At 62.1% G+C, this 18,366-nt stretch carries 13 protein-coding genes; 10 read left to right on the top strand and 3 right to left on the bottom strand.

The window, feature by feature from the left end:
• Window positions 1-98 precede the first annotated feature (98 nt).
• Entirely contained in the window at window positions 99-1,400 is a 1,302-nt protein-coding gene (locus BCL93_RS06820) for an NAD(P)/FAD-dependent oxidoreductase (RefSeq protein ID WP_112054451.1), read from the bottom strand.
• 282 nt (window positions 1,401-1,682) lie between these two features.
• On the opposite strand from BCL93_RS06820, the gene BCL93_RS06815 reads away from it, so the two are divergent.
• The 7 genes from BCL93_RS06815 (at window position 1,683) to trpC (ending at window position 11,134) form a co-directional block, all read left to right on the top strand.
• A complete protein-coding gene (locus BCL93_RS06815) occupies window positions 1,683-2,348 on the top strand; it encodes a phosphoglycolate phosphatase (RefSeq protein WP_112054449.1) in 666 nt (221 codons plus the stop codon).
• Between the two features lie 312 nt (window positions 2,349-2,660).
• Complete coding sequence (trpE, locus tag BCL93_RS06810; RefSeq protein WP_112054742.1) at window positions 2,661-4,148, top strand: anthranilate synthase component I; 1,488 nt, start codon at window positions 2,661-2,663, stop codon at window positions 4,146-4,148.
• A 318-nt stretch (window positions 4,149-4,466) separates the two neighbouring features.
• Complete coding sequence (locus BCL93_RS06805) at window positions 4,467-5,939, top strand: ATPase domain-containing protein (RefSeq protein ID WP_112054448.1); 1,473 nt, start codon at window positions 4,467-4,469, stop codon at window positions 5,937-5,939.
• Window positions 5,929-8,247 (top strand): putative bifunctional diguanylate cyclase/phosphodiesterase, encoded by a 2,319-nt coding sequence (locus tag BCL93_RS06800; RefSeq protein WP_112054446.1) that lies wholly within the window; start codon window positions 5,929-5,931, stop codon window positions 8,245-8,247. The genes BCL93_RS06805 and BCL93_RS06800 overlap by 11 nt, the downstream gene beginning before the upstream one ends.
• Before the next feature lie 281 nt (window positions 8,248-8,528).
• On the top strand, window positions 8,529-9,113 hold the full coding sequence (locus BCL93_RS06795; RefSeq protein ID WP_112054444.1) for an anthranilate synthase component II: 585 nt from the start codon (window positions 8,529-8,531) through the stop codon (window positions 9,111-9,113).
• Between the two features lie 44 nt (window positions 9,114-9,157).
• Window positions 9,158-10,177: an anthranilate phosphoribosyltransferase gene (trpD, locus tag BCL93_RS06790; protein WP_112054442.1), complete on the top strand. Its 1,020-nt coding sequence runs from the start codon at window positions 9,158-9,160 to the stop codon at window positions 10,175-10,177.
• Between the two features lie 57 nt (window positions 10,178-10,234).
• Window positions 10,235-11,134: an indole-3-glycerol phosphate synthase TrpC gene (gene trpC / locus BCL93_RS06785; RefSeq protein WP_112054440.1), complete on the top strand. Its 900-nt coding sequence runs from the start codon at window positions 10,235-10,237 to the stop codon at window positions 11,132-11,134.
• 168 nt (window positions 11,135-11,302) lie between these two features.
• Here the strand turns inward: trpC and BCL93_RS06780 are convergent, their stop codons facing one another.
• Window positions 11,303-12,253: a helix-turn-helix domain-containing protein gene (locus BCL93_RS06780; RefSeq protein ID WP_112054438.1), complete on the bottom strand. Its 951-nt coding sequence runs from the start codon at window positions 12,251-12,253 to the stop codon at window positions 11,303-11,305.
• Window positions 12,254-12,458: 205 nt separating this feature from the next.
• On the opposite strand from BCL93_RS06780, the gene BCL93_RS06775 reads away from it, so the two are divergent.
• Genes BCL93_RS06775 through eat form a run of 3 tightly spaced genes read left to right on the top strand, consistent with a single transcriptional unit; the run spans window position 12,459 to window position 16,186 of the window.
• Entirely contained in the window at window positions 12,459-13,871 is a 1,413-nt protein-coding gene (locus tag BCL93_RS06775) for an ethanolamine ammonia-lyase subunit EutB (protein WP_112054436.1), read from the top strand.
• On the top strand, window positions 13,868-14,701 hold the full coding sequence (gene eutC / locus BCL93_RS06770) for an ethanolamine ammonia-lyase subunit EutC (RefSeq protein ID WP_112054434.1): 834 nt from the start codon (window positions 13,868-13,870) through the stop codon (window positions 14,699-14,701). The genes BCL93_RS06775 and eutC overlap by 4 nt, the downstream gene beginning before the upstream one ends.
• A 57-nt stretch (window positions 14,702-14,758) precedes the next feature.
• Window positions 14,759-16,186 (top strand): ethanolamine permease, encoded by a 1,428-nt coding sequence (gene eat / locus BCL93_RS06765; RefSeq protein WP_112054432.1) that lies wholly within the window; start codon window positions 14,759-14,761, stop codon window positions 16,184-16,186.
• A gap of 121 nt (window positions 16,187-16,307) precedes the next feature.
• Here the strand turns inward: eat and BCL93_RS06760 are convergent, their stop codons facing one another.
• Window positions 16,308-18,158 (bottom strand): cation:proton antiporter, encoded by a 1,851-nt coding sequence (locus BCL93_RS06760; protein WP_112054430.1) that lies wholly within the window; start codon window positions 18,156-18,158, stop codon window positions 16,308-16,310.
• Between the last annotated feature and the right edge of the window lie 208 nt (window positions 18,159-18,366).

Below are 18,366 nucleotides of genomic sequence, written 5' to 3'. Positions count from 1 at the left end.
CCCCGGCATTCCTGTTCATGGCGTAATCGAGTATTCAAGATGTCATCTCAGGCTCAGGCTCAGGCTCAGGCTCAGGCCGGCTGTGCCTGTTTAGGCCGTCAATGCAGCTTCATCTTCGGCTTGAGGAAGCGATTGAGGCCGTCGACAACTACTGTCATGCCGGTCTTCACGGTGCCGTGGATGGCGAGCTGGTGCATGCGATACAGCGATGCATAGAAGACCTTGGCCAGGCGCCCTTCGATAAACAGTGAGCGCGCGGAGGCGCCGCGCATCAGCGAACCCACGGCGTCGAAGTGGGCAAGCGAGATAAGAGAGCCACGGTCGTGGAAGGTGAAATCCTTGAGCGGCTTGCCATCGAGGGTGGCGACCAGATTGTGAAAGAGGGTGCCCGCCTGTTGGTGAGCGGCCTGAGCCCGCGGAGGAACCGTCTTGCCATCTTCCTGAGGGCAGCTGGCGCAGTCGCCAAAGGCGAAGATATGCGGATCATCAATGCTCTGCAGGGTCCGCTCGACCTTGAGCTGGTGATTGCGCTGGGTAGACAGCCCCAGCTCGGAGAGAAAGGCCGGCGCCTTGATGCCGGCCGCCCAGACGTTGAGGTCGGTCTCGATGCGGGTGCCGTCGGCGGTCATGAAGCCTTCTTCATCGGCGCAGGTCACCTTGGTGTCCACGTGCACATTGACGCCCAGTTTTTCGAGCTCCTTATGCACCGCCTGACTGATGCGCTCGGGCAGGGCCGGCAGAATGCGTGGCGCGGCCTCGATCAGGTGAACTTCAAGCTGTGTGCTCTCAAGCGAGGTGAAACCGTAGCTGTTGAGCATCTTCGAAGCGCCGTAGAGCTCGGCTGCCAGCTCCACGCCGGTGGCGCCGGCCCCAACGATACCCACCGCCAGCTTGGGGTGGATGCGGCGTTCGGGATCGCTGTAGCGCAGGAAGGTGTTGAGCATGTCGTGGCGGAAGGCTTCCGCCTGGTGCGGACTATCGAGGAAGTGGGCATGTTCGGCGACGCCAGGCGTGCCGAAATCGTTGGATACGCTACCCAGTGCCATTACCAGGTAGTCGTAGTCCAACTCACGGGAGGGCAGCACCACCGTCTGGCCGTCGTCATCGATAATCGGCGCCAGGGTAAGCTTCTGTGTATCGCGGTCCAGATCACTCAGGGTGCCACGTTGGAAGCGATAGCCGTGGGCCTTGGAATGGCCTTGGTAGGAGACTTCGTCGAGGCCAGAGTCGAGGACCCCGGTGGCGACTTCATGGAGCAGCGGCTTCCAGATATGGGTAGGGTTCCGGTCGACGAGCACGATTTCAGCCCGTTGGCGTTTACCCAGCTTGCGGCCCAGCCGTGTCACGAGTTCGAGCCCGCCGGCGCCACCGCCGACCACCACAATGCGTGGTAGAGACATGAGACACTCCGTTGATGAATGTGAAGATTGAGAAACGCGAGAATCGCCTGAGTCAGGCAGGGCGTCTCTTGAGGGGCGCTGGGCGCGGCGATGCGCTTACGTCGATCCCCGAGGGCTCTCCACCTGGTAGCGGCGACGGCTGATGTCTAGGATATGCCTCTGCTCGACGAATGCCTATGGGCAAAGGCTAGTTTTGATCATGTTTTTTCGTAATATTACATGCATGAAATGGATGTTGATCGACTATATGTGCAAAACACATTGATTAGAAAGGAATTTGCTATGCATGACCTGGTTCGCGACATGCGTATGGTGGCCTTTGACCTCGATGGTACCTTGATCGATTCGGTTCCCGATCTGGCCGCGGCGCTCGATGCCGCCCTGGAGGATCAGGGCATGCCCCCGGCCGGTGAAGTGCGGGTGCGGGACTGGGTCGGTAACGGCTCCCGGCGTCTGGTCGAGCGAGCCCTTGGCGATGTGCTGAAGCGTCCGGTCGATGAGGATGAGATAGAGGCCTGCCATGCACGCTTTCTCGCGCACTACCATGCCTCGCCGGTGGCGCTCACTAAGCTGTATCCCGGTGTGCGGGAGGCCATTGATGGCCTCATTGCCAGCGGCCTGTCACTGGCGCTGATTACCAACAAGCCCAAGGCCTTCATTGCCCCGATCCTTGAGCACTTTGATCTGGCAGACTGCTTCGGCCTGTGTTTGGGCGGCGATTCTCTGGACGAGAAGAAGCCCGATCCCGCCCCCTTGCTGCACGCGGCGGCGCATTTCGGGGTGTCGCCAGAGGTCTGCCTGATGGTCGGCGATTCGCGCCATGACATCGAAGCAGGCAAGCGCGCGGGCTTTCGAACGCTGGCCGTGCCTTACGGGTATAATCACGGCGAATCGGTGACCGCCAGTCGCCCCGATGCGGTAGTTGAATCGCTTTCCGAACTCGTTTAGTGTGAAATTGAATATGGCGGTATAAAAACCGCCGAATCAATAAGATCCTGCTATAACGGATTCCCTCATGACGCCGGACACCCGTCATTCCCCTCAAGATGTACGTTGCCATGGCACCGCAGGACTGATGCGTGACGTCAAGCGTTGGCGATGGTGATGCCGGCCTAGTGCGTTAACACGCCCGTATACCGATCCGTACCGTGCGTGAGACGTGCGCAAGCATGCTTCAGTGCAATGCGATAGCCACGCCCCCCTGTTAAGCATAAGCGTCCCCGCTTAAGTGATTCATTCTTGAAGGAACTGCCGGGCATGATGACCCCCGAACACTTCGAAGAGCTGGCCGATGCCGGCTATAACCGTATTCCGGTAACCCGCGAGGTTCTCGCCGATCTCGATACCCCGCTTTCCACTTACCTGAAGCTGGCCAATGCACCCTGGACCTTCCTGCTCGAGTCGGTGCAGGGCGGAGAGAAGTGGGGCCGCTACTCGATCATCGGGCTGCCCAGCCGCGAACGTATCGAAGTACGCGGTTACGAAGTGCGCCACCTGAAGGATGACGAGGTACTGGGCGCGAGCCGGGTCGAGGATCCTCTGGACTGGATCGAACAGTTCCAGCAGCGCTTCAAGGTGCCACGACTCGACGATCAGCCGCGCTTCGACGGTGGCCTGGTCGGCTACTTCGGCTATGATACCGTGCGCTATGCCGAGCCACGCCTTGCCGGCGTCGACAAGCCCGATCCCCTGGGCGTGCCGGACATTCTGCTGATGGTCTGTGATGACCTGGTGGTGTTCGACAATCTCTCTGGTCGCCTGACTCTGTGGACGCATCCCGATCCGGCTGTCGAGGGGGCCTATGCCATGGCGCGTGAGCGCCTCGAGCGCCTCGAGATTCAGCTGCGCACTGCCACTATTACCACCCAGAGTCCCGGCACGGGCAGGCGAGCCGTCGAGGAAGGCCACTTCAACTCCGGCTTCACCGAAGAAGGCTTCAAGGCCGCGGTCGAGAAGATCAAGGAATACGTGCTGGCCGGCGATGTCATGCAATGTGTGCCCTCGCAGCGCATGTCGATTCCCTATCAGGCGCCGCCGCTCGATCTGTATCGAGCGCTGCGCAGCCTTAACCCTTCGCCGTACATGTTTTTCTTCAACCTCGATGATCATCATGTGGTGGGCTCGTCGCCGGAGATCCTGACGCGCCTGGAAGAAGGCGAGGTCACCGTGCGTCCGATCGCCGGCACCCGTGTACGTGGTGCTACCGAGGCCGAGGACCAGGCGCTGGAAGCCGACCTGATGGCCGATCCCAAGGAGATTGCTGAGCACCTGATGCTGATCGATCTGGGCCGCAACGACGTCGGCCGCATCAGCGAAACGGGTACCGTCAAGGTCACCGATCAGATGGCGGTGGAGCGCTATTCCCACGTCATGCATATCGTTTCCAACGTCACTGGCAAGCTGAAGCCGGGATTGACGGCCATGGACGTGCTGCGCGCCACCTTCCCGGCGGGCACGCTGTCAGGGGCCCCCAAAATCCGTGCCATGGAAATCATCGACGAGCTGGAGCCGGTCAAGCGCGGCATCTACTCCGGCGCCGTGGGCTATCTCTCCTGGCACGGCAACATGGATACCGCCATCGCCATCCGGACCGCCGTCATCAAGGACGGTCAGCTGCACGTTCAAGCGGGTGCCGGGGTCGTTGCCGACTCGGTGCCCGAACTCGAGTGGCAGGAGACTCTCAACAAGGGGCGTGCCCTGTTCCGCGCCGTGGCCATGGCCGAGCGCGGCCTGGACAACCTGGAGTAAGGGCAGACATACCCCTTCACCACTTAATTGACGATCGACACGTTTTGGCTCGCCCTTCAAACCCCGCCAGTGGCGGGGTTTTGGTTCATGGGGCCAAGCAGAACGAAGACCGTCGTTGCGCATCTTGTTGAGCGTGACGCTAGCCAAGTTGCTTTCCCTAGCCGCTTGGGTATGGTTAGGGCTCTCACCGGAGAAGGTCCGGCTGCCTGGCTGACATCGCTTCGCCAAGGCCTCCAGGGTCGTATCAGCCTGAGCGATACAAGGTGCCGCCGGTCGAGCAGCTTTTATCGAGGCGAAGAGATCACGCTAGGGAGAATCATGAAAAGCAATCCGTCGCCACGCATCACGACAGATGTTCCGGGACTGGAGAAAATTCTTCACGGAGGCTTCCTGCCTGGCCGGTCATACCTGGTGTCAGGTGGCCCCGGTACGGGCAAGACGACGCTGGGCCTGCATTTTCTTGCCGCCAAGCCGGAAGGCGAGCGGGCATTACTGGTCAGTCTCGGCGAGGCAGACCGCAATATTCGCAATGATGCGGCGAGCATTGGCATGGCGCTCGAGGGGGTAGTCACCATTGATCTTTCGCCCACTGCGCAAGCCAGTGGGCAATCGACCTATACCCTGTTCGAACCCTGGGAAGCGGAGCCACCCGACATCCGCTCGCGTATCGAAGAGGCGTTTCCGGAAGGGCCTCCGGCGCGCGTCTTCATCGATGCGCTCAGCCAGTTTCGTCACCTGGTGCCCGATACCTTTCAGTTCCGCAAGCAGGTGATGTCGCTGCTTGAGTTCCTGACGAATGCCGGCTCGACCCTGCTGTTTACCTCGGAGCGCGGCTCGGAAGCCGACGAAGACCTGCAGTACCTCGGCGATGGCATCCTGCAGCTTGACCGCACGGAGTCGGGTCGATCGCTGTCCGTCGTGAAGTTTCGCGGTTCCGGCTTCGCCGAAGGCCGGCATACCGTTCGCTTGAGCGATCAGGGCATGAGTGTCTTTGAGCGCCTGGTGCCGGGGGAGCATGGTCAACCCTTCGTTGCCGAGTCGATTCCTTCTGGAGTGGCCGAGCTGGATACTCTCTCCGGAGGTGGCATCGGGCGAGGCACGGTCACGATCATCTCTGGCCCGACTGGGGTGGGCAAGACATCGCTCGGTGTCCAGTTCATGCGTGAGGCGGCGAGCCGCGGAGAGCGTTCGGTCATCTTCAGCTTCGAGGAAAGCCTCGCGACGATCCGGCATCGCTGTGAGCATGTCGGCATACCGCTGGGTGAGATGATGCATGACGATTCACTCGCGGTGGAGTCGGTCGAGCCACTGCGCTATACACCAGATGAATTCGCCTGGCGTGTCCGCCGTGAAGTAGAGGAGCGGGGGGCCACGATGGTCATGATCGATAGCCTCTCGGGGTATCGGCAGTCAGTGCGCGGCGAAGACGTGGTCTCCCACGCCCACGCTCTTTGCCGCTACCTGGGCAATATGGGAGTGACCGTGCTGCTCGTCAACGAGGTTGGCTCGATTGCCGGCGGGGAAATGAGAGTTAGCGAACTCGGCATCAGCTACCTGGCCGATGCTGTGCTGATATTGCGCTACATCGAACTCGATGGCGAGATCCGCAAGACCATCGGCATGTTGAAGAAACGCACGGGTGACTTCGAGAAGACGCTCCGTGAATTCGATATCACTTGGGATGGGCTGAAGGTAGGTAAGCCCTTGACCGGCCTACGCGGCATCCTGCGGGGCGACCCTGAAATGGGCTCCGGCAGGGCTTTCCGAGGATCGGCGGATAATGGTGGATAGCGCACTGCAAGGCCAGCCTTGGCGAGTCGAGATCGCCCTTCAATCCAATGCGGATTGTAATCTCCTGATCCAGACTCTCGGCGGGGATGAAGATCTGGAGTCCGTCGGACTCGAGCATGGAAGGCCATTCAGCGGCGCAGCGGACCTTCTCATCCTCGACCCCTCGACACTGCAGCATCAACGCAAGCATGTCGCCCAATTACGTGCCGATGCCCACCCGGTGGTATTGCCGGTTCTCTTGCTGGCACCGGGGCAGCGCGTCTCGCCCGGCGCGCTCAAGCAAGAGCTTGGGCAAGCCGTGGAAGACGTGCTGCGCCTGCCGACGACAGGTCCGGAAATTCGCGCCCGGATCCGAAATTTACTGCGCCTGCGAGACTTGTCGCACCATCAGTCTCAAGAGCATGACCTCACTCGCCAGGCCCTCGCCGGGGTGAGTCGCGCCTTGAAGACGCTGCATGCATGCAACGAGGTGATGCTGCGGGAATCGGATGAGGACGGTCTGGTCAGCGCCGTGTGCCGGATGATCACCCAATCCGAGGGGTATGAGCTGGCTTGGGTGGGGTTCGCTCAAGAAGGGACCTCGACCATCACCATTTCCGAGGTGTCGGGCCCGGCGACAGGCTACACCGACAACCTCGAGGTGCGCTGGGAGGACAGCCCACCAGGCAGTACTGTCGTTGGTATGGCACTCTCGAGCGGTCACACTCAAGTCGTCCCCGACTTGATGTCGGATCATCGCATGGCGCCCTGGTGGCCGCAGATTGACGCCTGGGGGTTGAGAAGTGCCATCTTGTTGCCGCTGCGAACCCAGTCAACTCCGAGTGGCATTCTGGTCGTGTACTCCCGGGACTGGGGCGACTTTGAAGACGAGGAGAATGAGCTTCTCGAGCGCCTGTCAGACAACCTCTCCTTCGGGTTGGACAAGCTGCGGATGCGACGTGAGCGTGAACGCCAGGGTCAGGAAATACGGCGCCTCGCCTACAACGACACCCTGACCTCCTTGCCGAATCGGCGTTCTCTCCTCCACCTCCTCAAACGGGTCGCGGCCGACGATGGGCATGATCGCATCGCGGCAGTACTGTTCATCGATCTCAATGATTTCAAGCTGATCAATGACGCGCTTGGCCATGCGGCGGGCGATGAAGTGCTCAAGCATGTGGCCCAGCGCATCCAGCATACTCTTCGGCAGGGTGACCTGGTGGGCCGACAGGGAGGCGATGAGTTCATCGTCGTCATGGTCGATGATCCGCGTCAGCCATCGCATGAAGAAGATGACGGCATCGAGCGTCTTTGCCGAGGCGCCGAGGCCTTGGCCGGCAGAATTCATGAAGCTCTGAAACAGCCGTTCGATATTCAGGGCTACCGGCATCACCTCGGTGCGAGCATCGGCGTCAGTCTGTTTCCCTACTTTGGTTCCGAGGTCGAGACCGTGGTCGAGCAGGCCGACATGGCGATGTACCAGGCCAAGTCTTCCGGGTTGCCGCTGGTGTTCTACTCCGATGATCTGGGAAGTGAACGTCAGAAACGTTTGACCCTGGAGGCTGAGCTCTATCATGCGCTCGAGGCCCACCAGTTCCTCCTCCACTACCAGCCGATCTGGGAGATCGACGGTGGAAACATCGTGGGGGTCGAAGCGCTGATTCGGTGGAAAAAGCCGGACGGACAGATGGTCTCACCGGGTACCTTTATCCCGCTGGCCGAAGAGCTTGGGTTGATCGACGCCATTGGAGACTGGGTCCTGGTGACGGCTGCGCGGCAGATAGCCGCCTGGCGCCGAGATGGCGTCGATATCTGGATGGGGGTCAACCTGTCGGTTAGCCAGTTGCAGGGCAAACAGGCGGCGATGCATATTCGCGACATGGTGACGGGGGAAGGCACGGATCCAGGCTGGTGGTCGCTGGAACTGACCGAGGACACCCTGATGCATGCGCCAAATGAAGTGTCTGAGGCGATGCGCTGGTTAAGCGAGGCAGGATTCCGCCTTTCATTGGATGACTTCGGCCAGGGATATTCATCATTGGCTCGCTTGCAGTCGATGCCGTTGGATACCCTCAAGATCGACAAGATGTTTATCGATCGCTTGGAAGAAGAGGGCGCTGGCGGGCGCATTGTCAGCGCGATCACAGAGCCTGGGCGGCACCTGTCGTTGAAAACGGTGGCGGAAGGGATCGAAACCGAGGCACAGCATAAGCAGCTTGGCGATATCGGCTGCCATTTTGGGCAGGGGTTCTTGTTGAGTGCCGCACGCCCGGCCGAGGAGATTCCCGACCTGGTTCGGCAGGGCAAGCCGGCTCCGTGCCTTTCGTGAGGCGTCACACCCGCGTTGCGCCTTGACAGGGGCGACGCCTGCCCAGCACTATTGCTTCATGAATACACCAGATCACACACATCCGAACCAGCAGTGGTGGCAGTCCTAAACAGGGGGCGGCGCGCTGACGTTTTGGAGAAAATGCCGCCGTCAGGGCGGCATTTTTGTGTCTGCTGTTTCCTGCACGGCGGATATGAGCACTTGCTTCATCACGAGTAAGCATCTGGGTACCGAAGGCTGATAGCCACACTGACGACGAGTAGAAACAGGATCTTATAGCCATGTCCGTGCTGATGATCGATAACTACGACAGCTTTACCTACAACGTGGTGCAGTATCTCGCCGAGCTGGGGGCGAAAGTCGATACCCACCGCAACGACGCCATCACGATCGAAGAGATCGAGGCCATGGCGCCGAGCCATATCGTGATTTCACCGGGGCCCTGCACGCCCAGTGAAGCCGGTATTTCGCTTGAGGTGATTCGCCATTTCGCCGGGCGCGTGCCGATCCTCGGCGTTTGCCTCGGTCACCAGGCCATCGGTCAGGTATTCGGCGGCGAGGTGGTGCGCGCCCCCCAGGTGATGCATGGCAAGACCTCCAAGGTCCGTCACCTGAATACCGGCGTGTTCACTGGCCTTGAGAACCCGCTGGAGGTGACCCGCTATCATTCGCTGGTGGTGGACGCGGACAGTGTGCCGGACTGCCTCGAGGTCACCGCCTGGGTGGATGACGACGATGTCACCCCGGGGCTGATCATGGGCCTGCGGCACAAGACACTGGATATCGAAGGGGTGCAGTTCCACCCCGAATCGATTCTCACCCGTCAGGGCCACGAGTTGCTGGCCACCTTTCTGCAACGTGGTTGAACGTTGATCGCCATACCACGACATGGATCGCAAGGAGAGACAAGATGCAGATGCGAGAGGCGATCGACGCCGTGATGCGCGGCCAGAGCCTGAGCTATGAACAGACCCACAGCGTGATGCATGCCATCATGACCGGCGAAGCCACCGACGCTCAGATCGGCGGTTTCCTGGTGGGGCTTTCCGTGAAAGGCGAGACCGCCGAAGAGATCAGCGCCGCCGCCCAGGTGATGCGTGAGCTGATGATTCCGGTAACGGTGCATGGCGAAAATGTCGTCGATATCGTTGGCACCGGCGGTGACGGTGCCAACCTGTTCAACATCTCGACGGCCTCGAGCTTTGTGGTCGCGGCGGCGGGAGCCCATGTCGCCAAGCACGGCAACCGCGGCGTGTCTTCCTCGTCGGGCAGTGCTGATCTGTTCAGCGTCGCCGGGATCAATCTCGACCTGGCCGCCGATCAGGTGGCGCGCTGTATCGACCAGGTCGGGGTCGGCTTCATGTTTGCCCCCCACCACCACACCGCGATGCGCTATGCGGTGGGGCCGCGCCGCGAGATGGGCGTGCGTACCCTGTTCAATATCCTGGGGCCGCTGACCAACCCGGCCAGTGCGCCGAATCAGCTGCTGGGCGTCTATTCGGCGAAGCTGCTGCCGCTGATGGCCGAGGTGCTCAGGCGGCTGGGCAGCGAACACGTGCTGGTGGTCCACGCCGAAGACGGGCTCGACGAGATCTCGCTTGCGGCGCCGACCCATGTGGCCGAGCTCAAGGATGGCGAGATCACCCAGTACACGATCGCCCCCGAGGACTTCGGCATCGAGCGTCAGTCGCTTAGCGCCCTCAAGGTGTCGACCGCGGAAGAGAGCCTTGCGCTGGTCAAGCAGTCGCTGGTTGGCGAGGGACCGGCGGCGGATATCGTCGCCCTGAATGCCGGTGCCGCTCTGTATGCCTCGGGTGTTGCCGATACCCTCAAGGAAGGCGTCCTGATGGCCCAGGACTCTCAGGCCTCGAAGCTGCCCGCGGAGAAGCTCAAGGAGCTTGCCGATTTCACCCGAGTCTTTGCAGTCTGACTGCGGCCTCTGGGCACGGCTCTTGAATATGGCCTTTGGAAACTAGGAACGTCTGACATGACTCAAGCGCAAGATACGCATTCTCAAGGCACTCACTCACCAGGCACCCACTCTCCAGGCTCTTCGTCTCAAGGCGCTCAGTCTCAAGGCCGTTCGTCTAAAGATCGCCTGCCGACTATTCTGGCCCGCATCCTGGCGCGCAAGGACGAGGAAGTCGCCGAGCGCCGCCAGGCGGTCAGCGAGGACGAACTTCACGATCTCGCCGCTCGCCAGGCGCCGCCGCGGGGCTTCGTCGCCGCGTTGGAAGCGCGCATCGCTGCCGGTGATCCGGCGGTGATCGCCGAGGTCAAGAAAGCTTCGCCCTCGAAGGGCGTCATGCGTGAGGACTTTCGCCCCGCCGACATCGCCCGCGCCTACGAGCGTGGTGGGGCAGCCTGCCTGTCGGTGCTCACCGATGCCGACTTCTTCCAGGGCCACGAGGATTACCTGATCGAAGCGCAGGATGCCTGTGGGCTGCCGGTGATCCGCAAGGACTTCATCACCCATGGCTACCAGGTCGTCGAGGCCCGGGCCATCGGCGCCGACTGCATCCTGCTGATCGTTGCCGCTCTGGATGACGCCCATCTGAAGGCGCTGCATGACCAGGCCGTGGCGCTGGGCATGGATGTGCTGGTGGAAGTGCACGATGCCAAGGAGTTGGAGCGGGCGCTGGCGCTGGATCTGACTCTGGTCGGCATCAACAACCGCGACCTGCACACCTTCGAGACCCGTCTCGAGACTACCTTCGAGCTGCTCGAACGGATACCTAAGGGCGTGACGGTAATCACCGAGTCGGGTATCCATGGCCGCGAGGATGTGGCGCGGATGCGCGAGCGTGGCGTGCATGGTTTTCTGGTCGGTGAGGCCTTTATGCGCGTGGACGACCCCGGCGCGGCGCTGGAGGCGATGTTCTACTGAGCGGGCCAGTGGCGCTTCACGCTTCATGGCACCTGTTCAGAGTGCATCTAGCGTTCAGGTAGGCAGCTTCCACACGCAGCAGAGATCGGGCCCCGGTGAGCCAACGCTGGGGCCTCGTTGTGTGAGCGATGAATTATCCCTCGGCGGGCGTTTAGGGCAGGGCGGCCCTCAGGCCGCATGGCGGTAAAGCGTCACGGAGGGAGCTTCCCCGAACAGCTGACGATAGTCCTGGGCGAACTGTCCCAGGTGATAAAACCCCCAGTCGGCGGCTACCTGGCTGACCGTAGTGCCGGTATCCGGTGCGCTCAGGCGACGGCGGACCCGGTTGAGCCGTGTCAGGCGCAGGAACTGAATGGGGCTGATACCCAGAATGCTGTTGAAGCTGTACTGCAGGGTGCGCTGGCTGACGTGGGCGATCTCGCACAGCTCGCTCAAGGCCACCGGCGGCGCCTCGCAGGCGTTCAGATGCGCCTTGATGCGATCCACCACCTGCTTGCGATGGCCATAGCTGGGCGGCATCTCGGTATTCGGCGTTTCCTCGCGCAGGATCTCGGCAAGCGCCAGGCTCAGGATGTCCTGATGGACCTTGACCGACAGCTGCTCGCGCTGCGTGCCCAGCAGGCGCTCGATTAGAAAGCCGGTCGCCTGCCGGGTATGGTCGGGCAGCTGCAGGCGCATCAGGCGCTCGGGGTCCGCCGCCAGTAGGTCATCGGCGGCGCCGGCCCGGGTCAGCCATTGCCGGCTGACCACCAGGCCATAGATGCCGAAACGATCCGGCGTCACCAGCTCGAAGTCATGGCCGCCCGGCTGACACATCACCTCCTGCGCCCCTACCTGATGCCCGTTGATGCGGCAGCTCTGGCCATCGACGGGAATGCCGATCCACAGCGATTCCGGCCACACGTTGCACTGCTGGCCAAGAGCATTGCTGGTGTACTCCTTGAAGACCTGCATCTCGCTCAGTCGGACTTCGTCGATACGCCCGTAGAAGGCGCCCCTGCTAAATTGATCGTACTCCTGCGACCAGTCGGTCAGGTTGTGGGCGTGCTCGTTGGCGTCCCATGCCTCCCAAGTGCACCTCCATGGTGCATTTTGCGATGCTTGGCGATCTAGCGACACGGTATTTCACTCCCCCTCATGGGGCATGTTGTCCCTTCCCATAAGATAACTGCTTGTTGGCATTGATATATTTCGTTTTGCCGGAAAGCGATAACGCTCGTTGAAGCGTCGTCGATACTCTTTATACAAGCAAGTTTCATTCCGCCGGGGGCCGCGATCTGGTTGTTCCGGTCGCCGGCGGACGGGTTCACCCTGGGAGACGATCATGGCCAAGGCCTATCATTACACGCTGGGTAGTCAATGCCATCGCTTCAAGAACCTGGCCGAAGTGATGGCTAAGGCCACGCCGGCGCGTTCCGGTGACCGCCTGGCAGGCGTCATCGCTGACTCCGCTGAAGAGCGTGTGGTGGCGCAGATGGCGCTGGCGGAGTTGCCGCTGCGCACCTTCCTCGAAGACCACCTTATCCCCTATGAGGAAGATGAGATCACGCGGCTGATCATCGACACTCACGATAAAGAGGCCTTCGCTCCCATCAGCCATCTCACCGTTGGCGACTTTCGCAACTGGCTGTTGAGCGATCTTGCCACCCCCGAGATGCTGACACGCGTTCAGGCCGGCATCACGCCGGAGATGGCCGCGGCGGTCAGCAAGCTGATGCGCAATCAGGACCTGATTCTGGTCGCCAAGAAGTGCAGGGTGACCACCGCCTTTCGCAATACCATCGGCCTGCCCGGAAGATTGTCGACCCGCCTGCAGCCCAACCATCCGACCGATGATGTGACCGGCATTGCCGCGAGCATCCTCGATGGCCTGCTCTACGGCAACGGTGATGCGGTGATCGGCATCAATCCGGCGACCGACAACGTCGCCCAGAGCATCAAGCTGATGAAGCTGATGGATGAGGTGATTCGTAAGTACCAGATTCCGACCCAGTCCTGTGTGCTGACCCACGTCACCAACACCCTGGAGGCGATCGAGCAGGGGGCGCCGGTGGACCTGGTGTTCCAGTCGATCGGCGGCACCCAGGCCACCAACGAAAGCTTCGGGTTCAACCTCGGGGTACTCGCCGAGGCCCGTGATGCGGCAAGAAGCCTCAAGCGCGGCACCGTGGGTGACAACGTCATGTATTTCGAGACCGGCCAGGGCAGTGCGTTGTCGGCCAATGCCCACCATGGGCTCGATCAGCAGACCTGCGAGGTGCGCGCCTACGCGGTAGCGCGCCACTTCGAACCGCTGCTGGTCAACACCGTGGTCGGCTTCATCGGCCCGGAGTACCTGTTCGATGGCAAGCAGATCATTCGCGCCGGACTCGAGGATCATTTCTGCGGCAAGTTGCTCGGCGTGCCGATGGGCTGTGACATCTGCTACACCAACCACGCCGATGCAGACCAGAACGACATGGACAACCTGCTCACGCTGCTCGGAGTGGCGGGCTGCACCTTCATCATGGGCATCCCGGGCTCTGATGACATCATGCTCAACTACCAGACCACATCCTTCCACGATGCTCTCTATGCACGTCGGGCGCTGGATCTGTCGCCGGCCCCGGAGTTCGAGCGCTGGCTTAGCGAGATGGCGATCTTCGATGACGTCGCCAAGCACTCTCCCAGTGCTGTCTTGCCGGACTCCTTTGCCCGATCGCTTGCCAACCTGCCCGCCGCAGGAGTCGATCAATGACCGATAAAGCCCTCGACCACGGCGTGACGGACAACCCCTGGCATCACCTGCGCCAGTTCACCGATGCGCGCATTGGCCTTGGCCGTGCCGGCATTAGCCTGCCTACCGCGCGCTCGCTGGAGTTCCAGCTGGCTCATGCTCGCGCCCAGGATGCCGTGCATCTGCCGCTGGATGTAGAAGCGCTTTGCCAAAACCTCGAAGCGCTTGACGGACTCAAGGCGAGTCTGCCGATAAAGCGCCTGCACAGTCGTGTTCCCGACCGCTTGACGTACCTGCAGCGCCCGGACTGGGGCCGGCGTCTCGATGAGGCGTCTTTGCAGCGGCTTCGTGCGGCGGACGACGCGCCGCAGCCTGCCTATGACCTGGCCATTACCGTGGTCGACGGTCTGTCGTCGCTTGCCGTACAGCAAAATGCGGCGCCCTTTCTGGACGCGCTGACCCAGACCTTCGCCGATGACGACCAGGCATGGTTGCTGGCGCCGCTCTCGGTGGTCGAGCAGGGGCGGGTCGCGATTGGTGATGAGGTCGGCGAGTTGCTCAACGCCCGAGCGGTGCTGGTACTGATCGGCGAGCGCCCCGGGCTTAGCTCGCCGGATAGCCTCGGGCTCTACATGACCTGGGGACCGGCGGTCGGACTCACCGATGCCTATCGCAACTGCATTTCCAACGTACGCCCGGCAGGGCTTTCCTTCGCCGATGCCAGTCGGCGGCTTCTCTACTTGCTGCGTGAATCACGGGCCAAGGGACTGTCCGGCGTCAATCTCAAGGATCGGACACAGGATGATGTCATCGAGTCTGCGGAGGGCATTCGCAACTTTCTGATTTCCTGACGATGGCCTGATGTGTCACCCGCTTTATCCCCAATAACAATGATGAGAGGTATTGCCATGAACGACTCGAGCCTTGACCAGGATTACCTGGCCAAAAGACAGCTGAAGAAAGGCACCGCCGGCTGGATTCTGCTGGCCGGTCTAGGGGTGTCCTACGTGATCTCCGGCGACTTTGCCGGCTGGAACTTCGGCATCGCCGAGGCAGGCTGGGGCGGCTTCGTCATCGCCGCCACCCTGATGGGGCTGATGTACTTTGCCCTTGTGCTGTCGCTTGCCGAGATGTCGGCGGCGATTCCTGCCGCCGGGGGCGGCTACAGCTTCGCGCGCCAGGCCATGGGGCCGGCGGGCGGCTATCTGACCGGCCTTGCGGTGCTGATCGAGTATGCCCTGGCGCCGGCGGCGATCGTGATTTTCATCGGCTCAGCGGTCGAGGAACTGTTGGGCATTAATGGCCCCGTGGTCTACGCGCTCTTCTATGCGGTCTTTATCGGCATTCACCTGGCCGGCGTCGGTGAGGCGCTGAAGGTGATGATGGTGATCAGCGGCCTTGCCGTGTTCGCCATCATCGCCACGGCGCTTGCGCTGATCGGTGTGTTTGATGCCAGCCGCCTGTTCGACATCAGCCCGACCGATGCCGCTGGCGCCAATGCCTTCATGCCCTTCGGCTGGGCTGGCGTCTGGGCCGCGCTGCCCTTCGGCATGTGGCTGTTCCTTGCCGTTGAAGGCGTGCCGCTGGCCGCTGAGGAAGCCAAGAATCCTGCTCGCGATGTGCCCAAGGGGATCATCGGCGCAATGCTCTTTCTGGTGGTGACGGCACTGCTGGTGGTGGTGCTGCTGGCCGGTGCCGCCGGTGCCGGTATGATCGGCAGCAGCGGCGTGCCGCTGGTGGATGCCCTCAAGGCCGCGGACTATGCCACCCTGGCCACGCTGGTCAATGTGCTGGGGCTTGCCGGCCTGATTGCGTCCTTCTTCTCGATCATCTACGGCTACAGCCGTCTGGTATTCGCTCTGTCCCGGGCCGGCTATCTGCCCAAGATGCTCTCGCTGACCAGCCGCCGCAAGGCGCCGACCTGGGCGCTGGTGGTGCCGGGCGTGTTCGGCTTCCTGGTATCGCTGAGCGGCCAAGGCGACCTGATATTGGGCATGGCCGTGGTGGGGGCCACCCTGTCCTATGCGCTGATGGCGCTGAGCCATATCCTACTGCGCCTGAAGCGTCCGGAACTGGCGCGTCCTTACAGGACGCCCGGCGGCATCATCACCTCGGGCGTTGCCCTTGTGCTGTCATTGGTGGCCCTGTCCGGCGTCTATGCCTTCGACCCGCGTGCCTTCAACTACACCCTGATCCTGTTCGTGCTCGGTGCGGCCTACTACTTCCTCTACAGCAAGAACAAGCTGGTGGCGAAGACCGCCGACGAGGAATTTGCGCTGGTAGCCGATGCCGAGAGCAGCCTGGAAGCTGCCGATACAGCGACCGCCAACGGCTAGTTTGTCTTGCCATCAAGACGGCAAGTGTCGCTATCGCGCGCATCATGAATAAGCAAAAGGGCTGCCATCTGGCAGCCCTTTTGCGTTTGGCGGGGATGAATAGGCCGCGTGAGCCGGCCCTTCACGTGATGGGACGACGGCGCTCAGTGCGCTGTGCTTCCATGACCTCGCTGCCGGTTTCGGCGTAGGTTAGACCGATCAGGGTCTCACCGCTGCGCGGCACGAAGCTCTCCTCGGCGGTGGCGATGCGGATGCGCCCACCGGGGGTGAAGGCAAACAGCGGCAGCAGGCGATCCCGGTGCCTGGTGCGGTAGTCCTCGATCTTCATGGTGGTGGAGATCGGCATGCACTGGATGGCCGCGCCGCGGGCGATCAGGCTCGACAGGCGGGCAAAGGTCACGTCTTCGCCGAAGGCCACCGGCAGGTGGCCCAGCGCCTGGTCGTGGCGGGGCTGTGGCTTCTTGCCGGCCTTGACGGCCAGCCGGTAGACCTTGCCTTCGCCGACCTGGGGCTCGAAGTGCAGGGCCGCCAGGTTGTTGAGTTCGCGATAGGGCGACAGCGGCAGCAGGTGGCCGATACCGGTCAGCTCCAGGTGCTGGGCGGCATGCTCGGAAAGCGGATCGCCATAGTAGACCGGCAGCCCCACGGTCCGCGCCTCCTGGACGGCATCCCAGCTGTTGTCGGTGAGCAATACCTTGAAGCCGTTTTCCTGCAGCGTACCGGCTACTGCCCGGGCCACGGGGTTGGCGCCAATGATCAGGAAACCACGCGGCGTGGGACGGCTCAGGTTCAGCAGGCCGGCCAGTGGACGAGCCATCAGGCTCTGCATCACCACCGTGCTGATGATCACCAGGAAGGTTACCGGCACCAGCAGCTCTGCGCCGGGCATGTTCATGCTTGTCAGGCGCAGCGAGAACAGCGAGGCGACGGCGGCGGCAACGATACCGCGAGGCGAGATGAAGGCCAGTAGCGTCTTCTCGCGCCAGTCGAGTCCACTGCCCAGGGTGCATAGCCAGACCGTCAGCGGGCGTGCCACCGCCACCAGGACGGCCAGGAAAGCCCAGGCCGGCCAGGTCAGCAGCGACAGCTGGTCGGTGGTAAGGCGTGCGGCGAGCAGGATGAACAGCCCCGAGATCAGCAGGATCGAGAGGGTTTCCTTGAACTCGATGATCGGCTGGGTCGGCACGCCGCGCATGTTGGCCAGCCACACGCCCATCACGGTGACGGTCAGCAGCCCCGACTCGTGGAAAAGGGTGTTGGAAATCGAGTACAGCGTCAGCATCATCATCAGCGTGCCGAAGCTGTGAAGCTTGCGCGGCAGCCAGTTGTGGCGAAGCACCAGGCCCCACAGATAGCCACCGGCGATGCCCAGCCCGAATCCGATCAGTGCCGTCTTGCCGAACAGCATAAGCGTATGCGCCGCGGCGTTGCCGGCGTTGACCGAGCCCCCTAGCGCTACGAACTCGTAGACCAGTACCGCGCCGATAGCGCCCACTGGATCGATCAGGATGCCTTCCCAGCGCAGAATCTGGGTCAGGTTCTCCTTGGCCCGCAGCGTCTGCAGCAGCGGCAGCACCACGGTGGGCCCGGTGACCACCAGCAGCGCGCCGAGCACGCTGGCCATCTGCCAGGACAGATCCAGCAGCAGGTAGGCGGCTCCGGTGCCGATCAGCCCGGTTATCAGTACGCCCCAGGTCACCAGCCGTCGCACGGTGCGGCCGTGGCCGCCCAGTTCGCGAAAGCTCAGGGTCAGAGCACCCTCGAAGAGGATCACCGCCACCGCTAGTGAAACCAGCGGAAACAGCAGCTCGCCGAGCAGAGCGTCCGGGGCGAGTACGCCGGTGACGGGGCCCGCGGCGATGCCGGCGACCAGCAGCGTGAGGATGGCCGGCAGCCGCAGCTGCCAAGCGACCCATTGGCAGATCAGGGCTAGCAGGCCGATTCCCGCCAGTTGGAGGGCTGCATGCTCCATGAGGATGCTCCGGTGAGTGTCAGAAAGCCGCGAAGCCTATCTTCGCAGCAGGCCACATGCAAACCCTAAACGGTGTCGATGTGTTCCCGATGACACCGGGGCTGTCGACGCGCTCAGTGGCCAGCCATGACGCCCGGCATTAAGCGGCTCGTGTGTCGATGAATGCGGCCAGCAAGGAAAGGAAAAGGAGGGGGACAAGAGTGAGAGG

Source organism: Onishia taeanensis (genome assembly GCF_003268885.1).
Classification (GTDB): domain Bacteria; phylum Pseudomonadota; class Gammaproteobacteria; order Pseudomonadales; family Halomonadaceae; genus Onishia; species Onishia taeanensis_A.
The sequence above is the reverse complement of the archived record's forward strand: the minus strand, read 5'-3'. Positions and strand labels throughout refer to the sequence as shown.

Excerpts from the sequence above, each read along its gene's own strand:
- BCL93_RS06820 (WP_112054451.1), bottom strand. The coding sequence starts at position 1,400 with ATGTCTCTACCACGCATTGTGGTGGTCGGCGGTGGCGCCGGCGGGCTC.
- BCL93_RS06815 (WP_112054449.1), top strand. The coding sequence starts at position 1,683 with ATGCATGACCTGGTTCGCGACATGCGTATGGTGGCCTTTGACCTCGAT.
- trpE (WP_112054742.1), top strand. The coding sequence starts at position 2,661 with ATGACCCCCGAACACTTCGAAGAGCTGGCCGATGCCGGCTATAACCGT.
- BCL93_RS06805 (WP_112054448.1), top strand. The coding sequence starts at position 4,467 with ATGAAAAGCAATCCGTCGCCACGCATCACGACAGATGTTCCGGGACTG.
- BCL93_RS06800 (WP_112054446.1), top strand. The coding sequence starts at position 5,929 with ATGGTGGATAGCGCACTGCAAGGCCAGCCTTGGCGAGTCGAGATCGCC.
- BCL93_RS06795 (WP_112054444.1), top strand. The coding sequence starts at position 8,529 with ATGTCCGTGCTGATGATCGATAACTACGACAGCTTTACCTACAACGTG.
- trpD (WP_112054442.1), top strand. The coding sequence starts at position 9,158 with ATGCAGATGCGAGAGGCGATCGACGCCGTGATGCGCGGCCAGAGCCTG.
- trpC (WP_112054440.1), top strand. The coding sequence starts at position 10,235 with ATGACTCAAGCGCAAGATACGCATTCTCAAGGCACTCACTCACCAGGC.
- BCL93_RS06775 (WP_112054436.1), top strand. The coding sequence starts at position 12,459 with ATGGCCAAGGCCTATCATTACACGCTGGGTAGTCAATGCCATCGCTTC.
- eutC (WP_112054434.1), top strand. The coding sequence starts at position 13,868 with ATGACCGATAAAGCCCTCGACCACGGCGTGACGGACAACCCCTGGCAT.
- eat (WP_112054432.1), top strand. The coding sequence starts at position 14,759 with ATGAACGACTCGAGCCTTGACCAGGATTACCTGGCCAAAAGACAGCTG.
- BCL93_RS06760 (WP_112054430.1), bottom strand. The coding sequence starts at position 18,158 with ATGGAGCATGCAGCCCTCCAACTGGCGGGAATCGGCCTGCTAGCCCTG.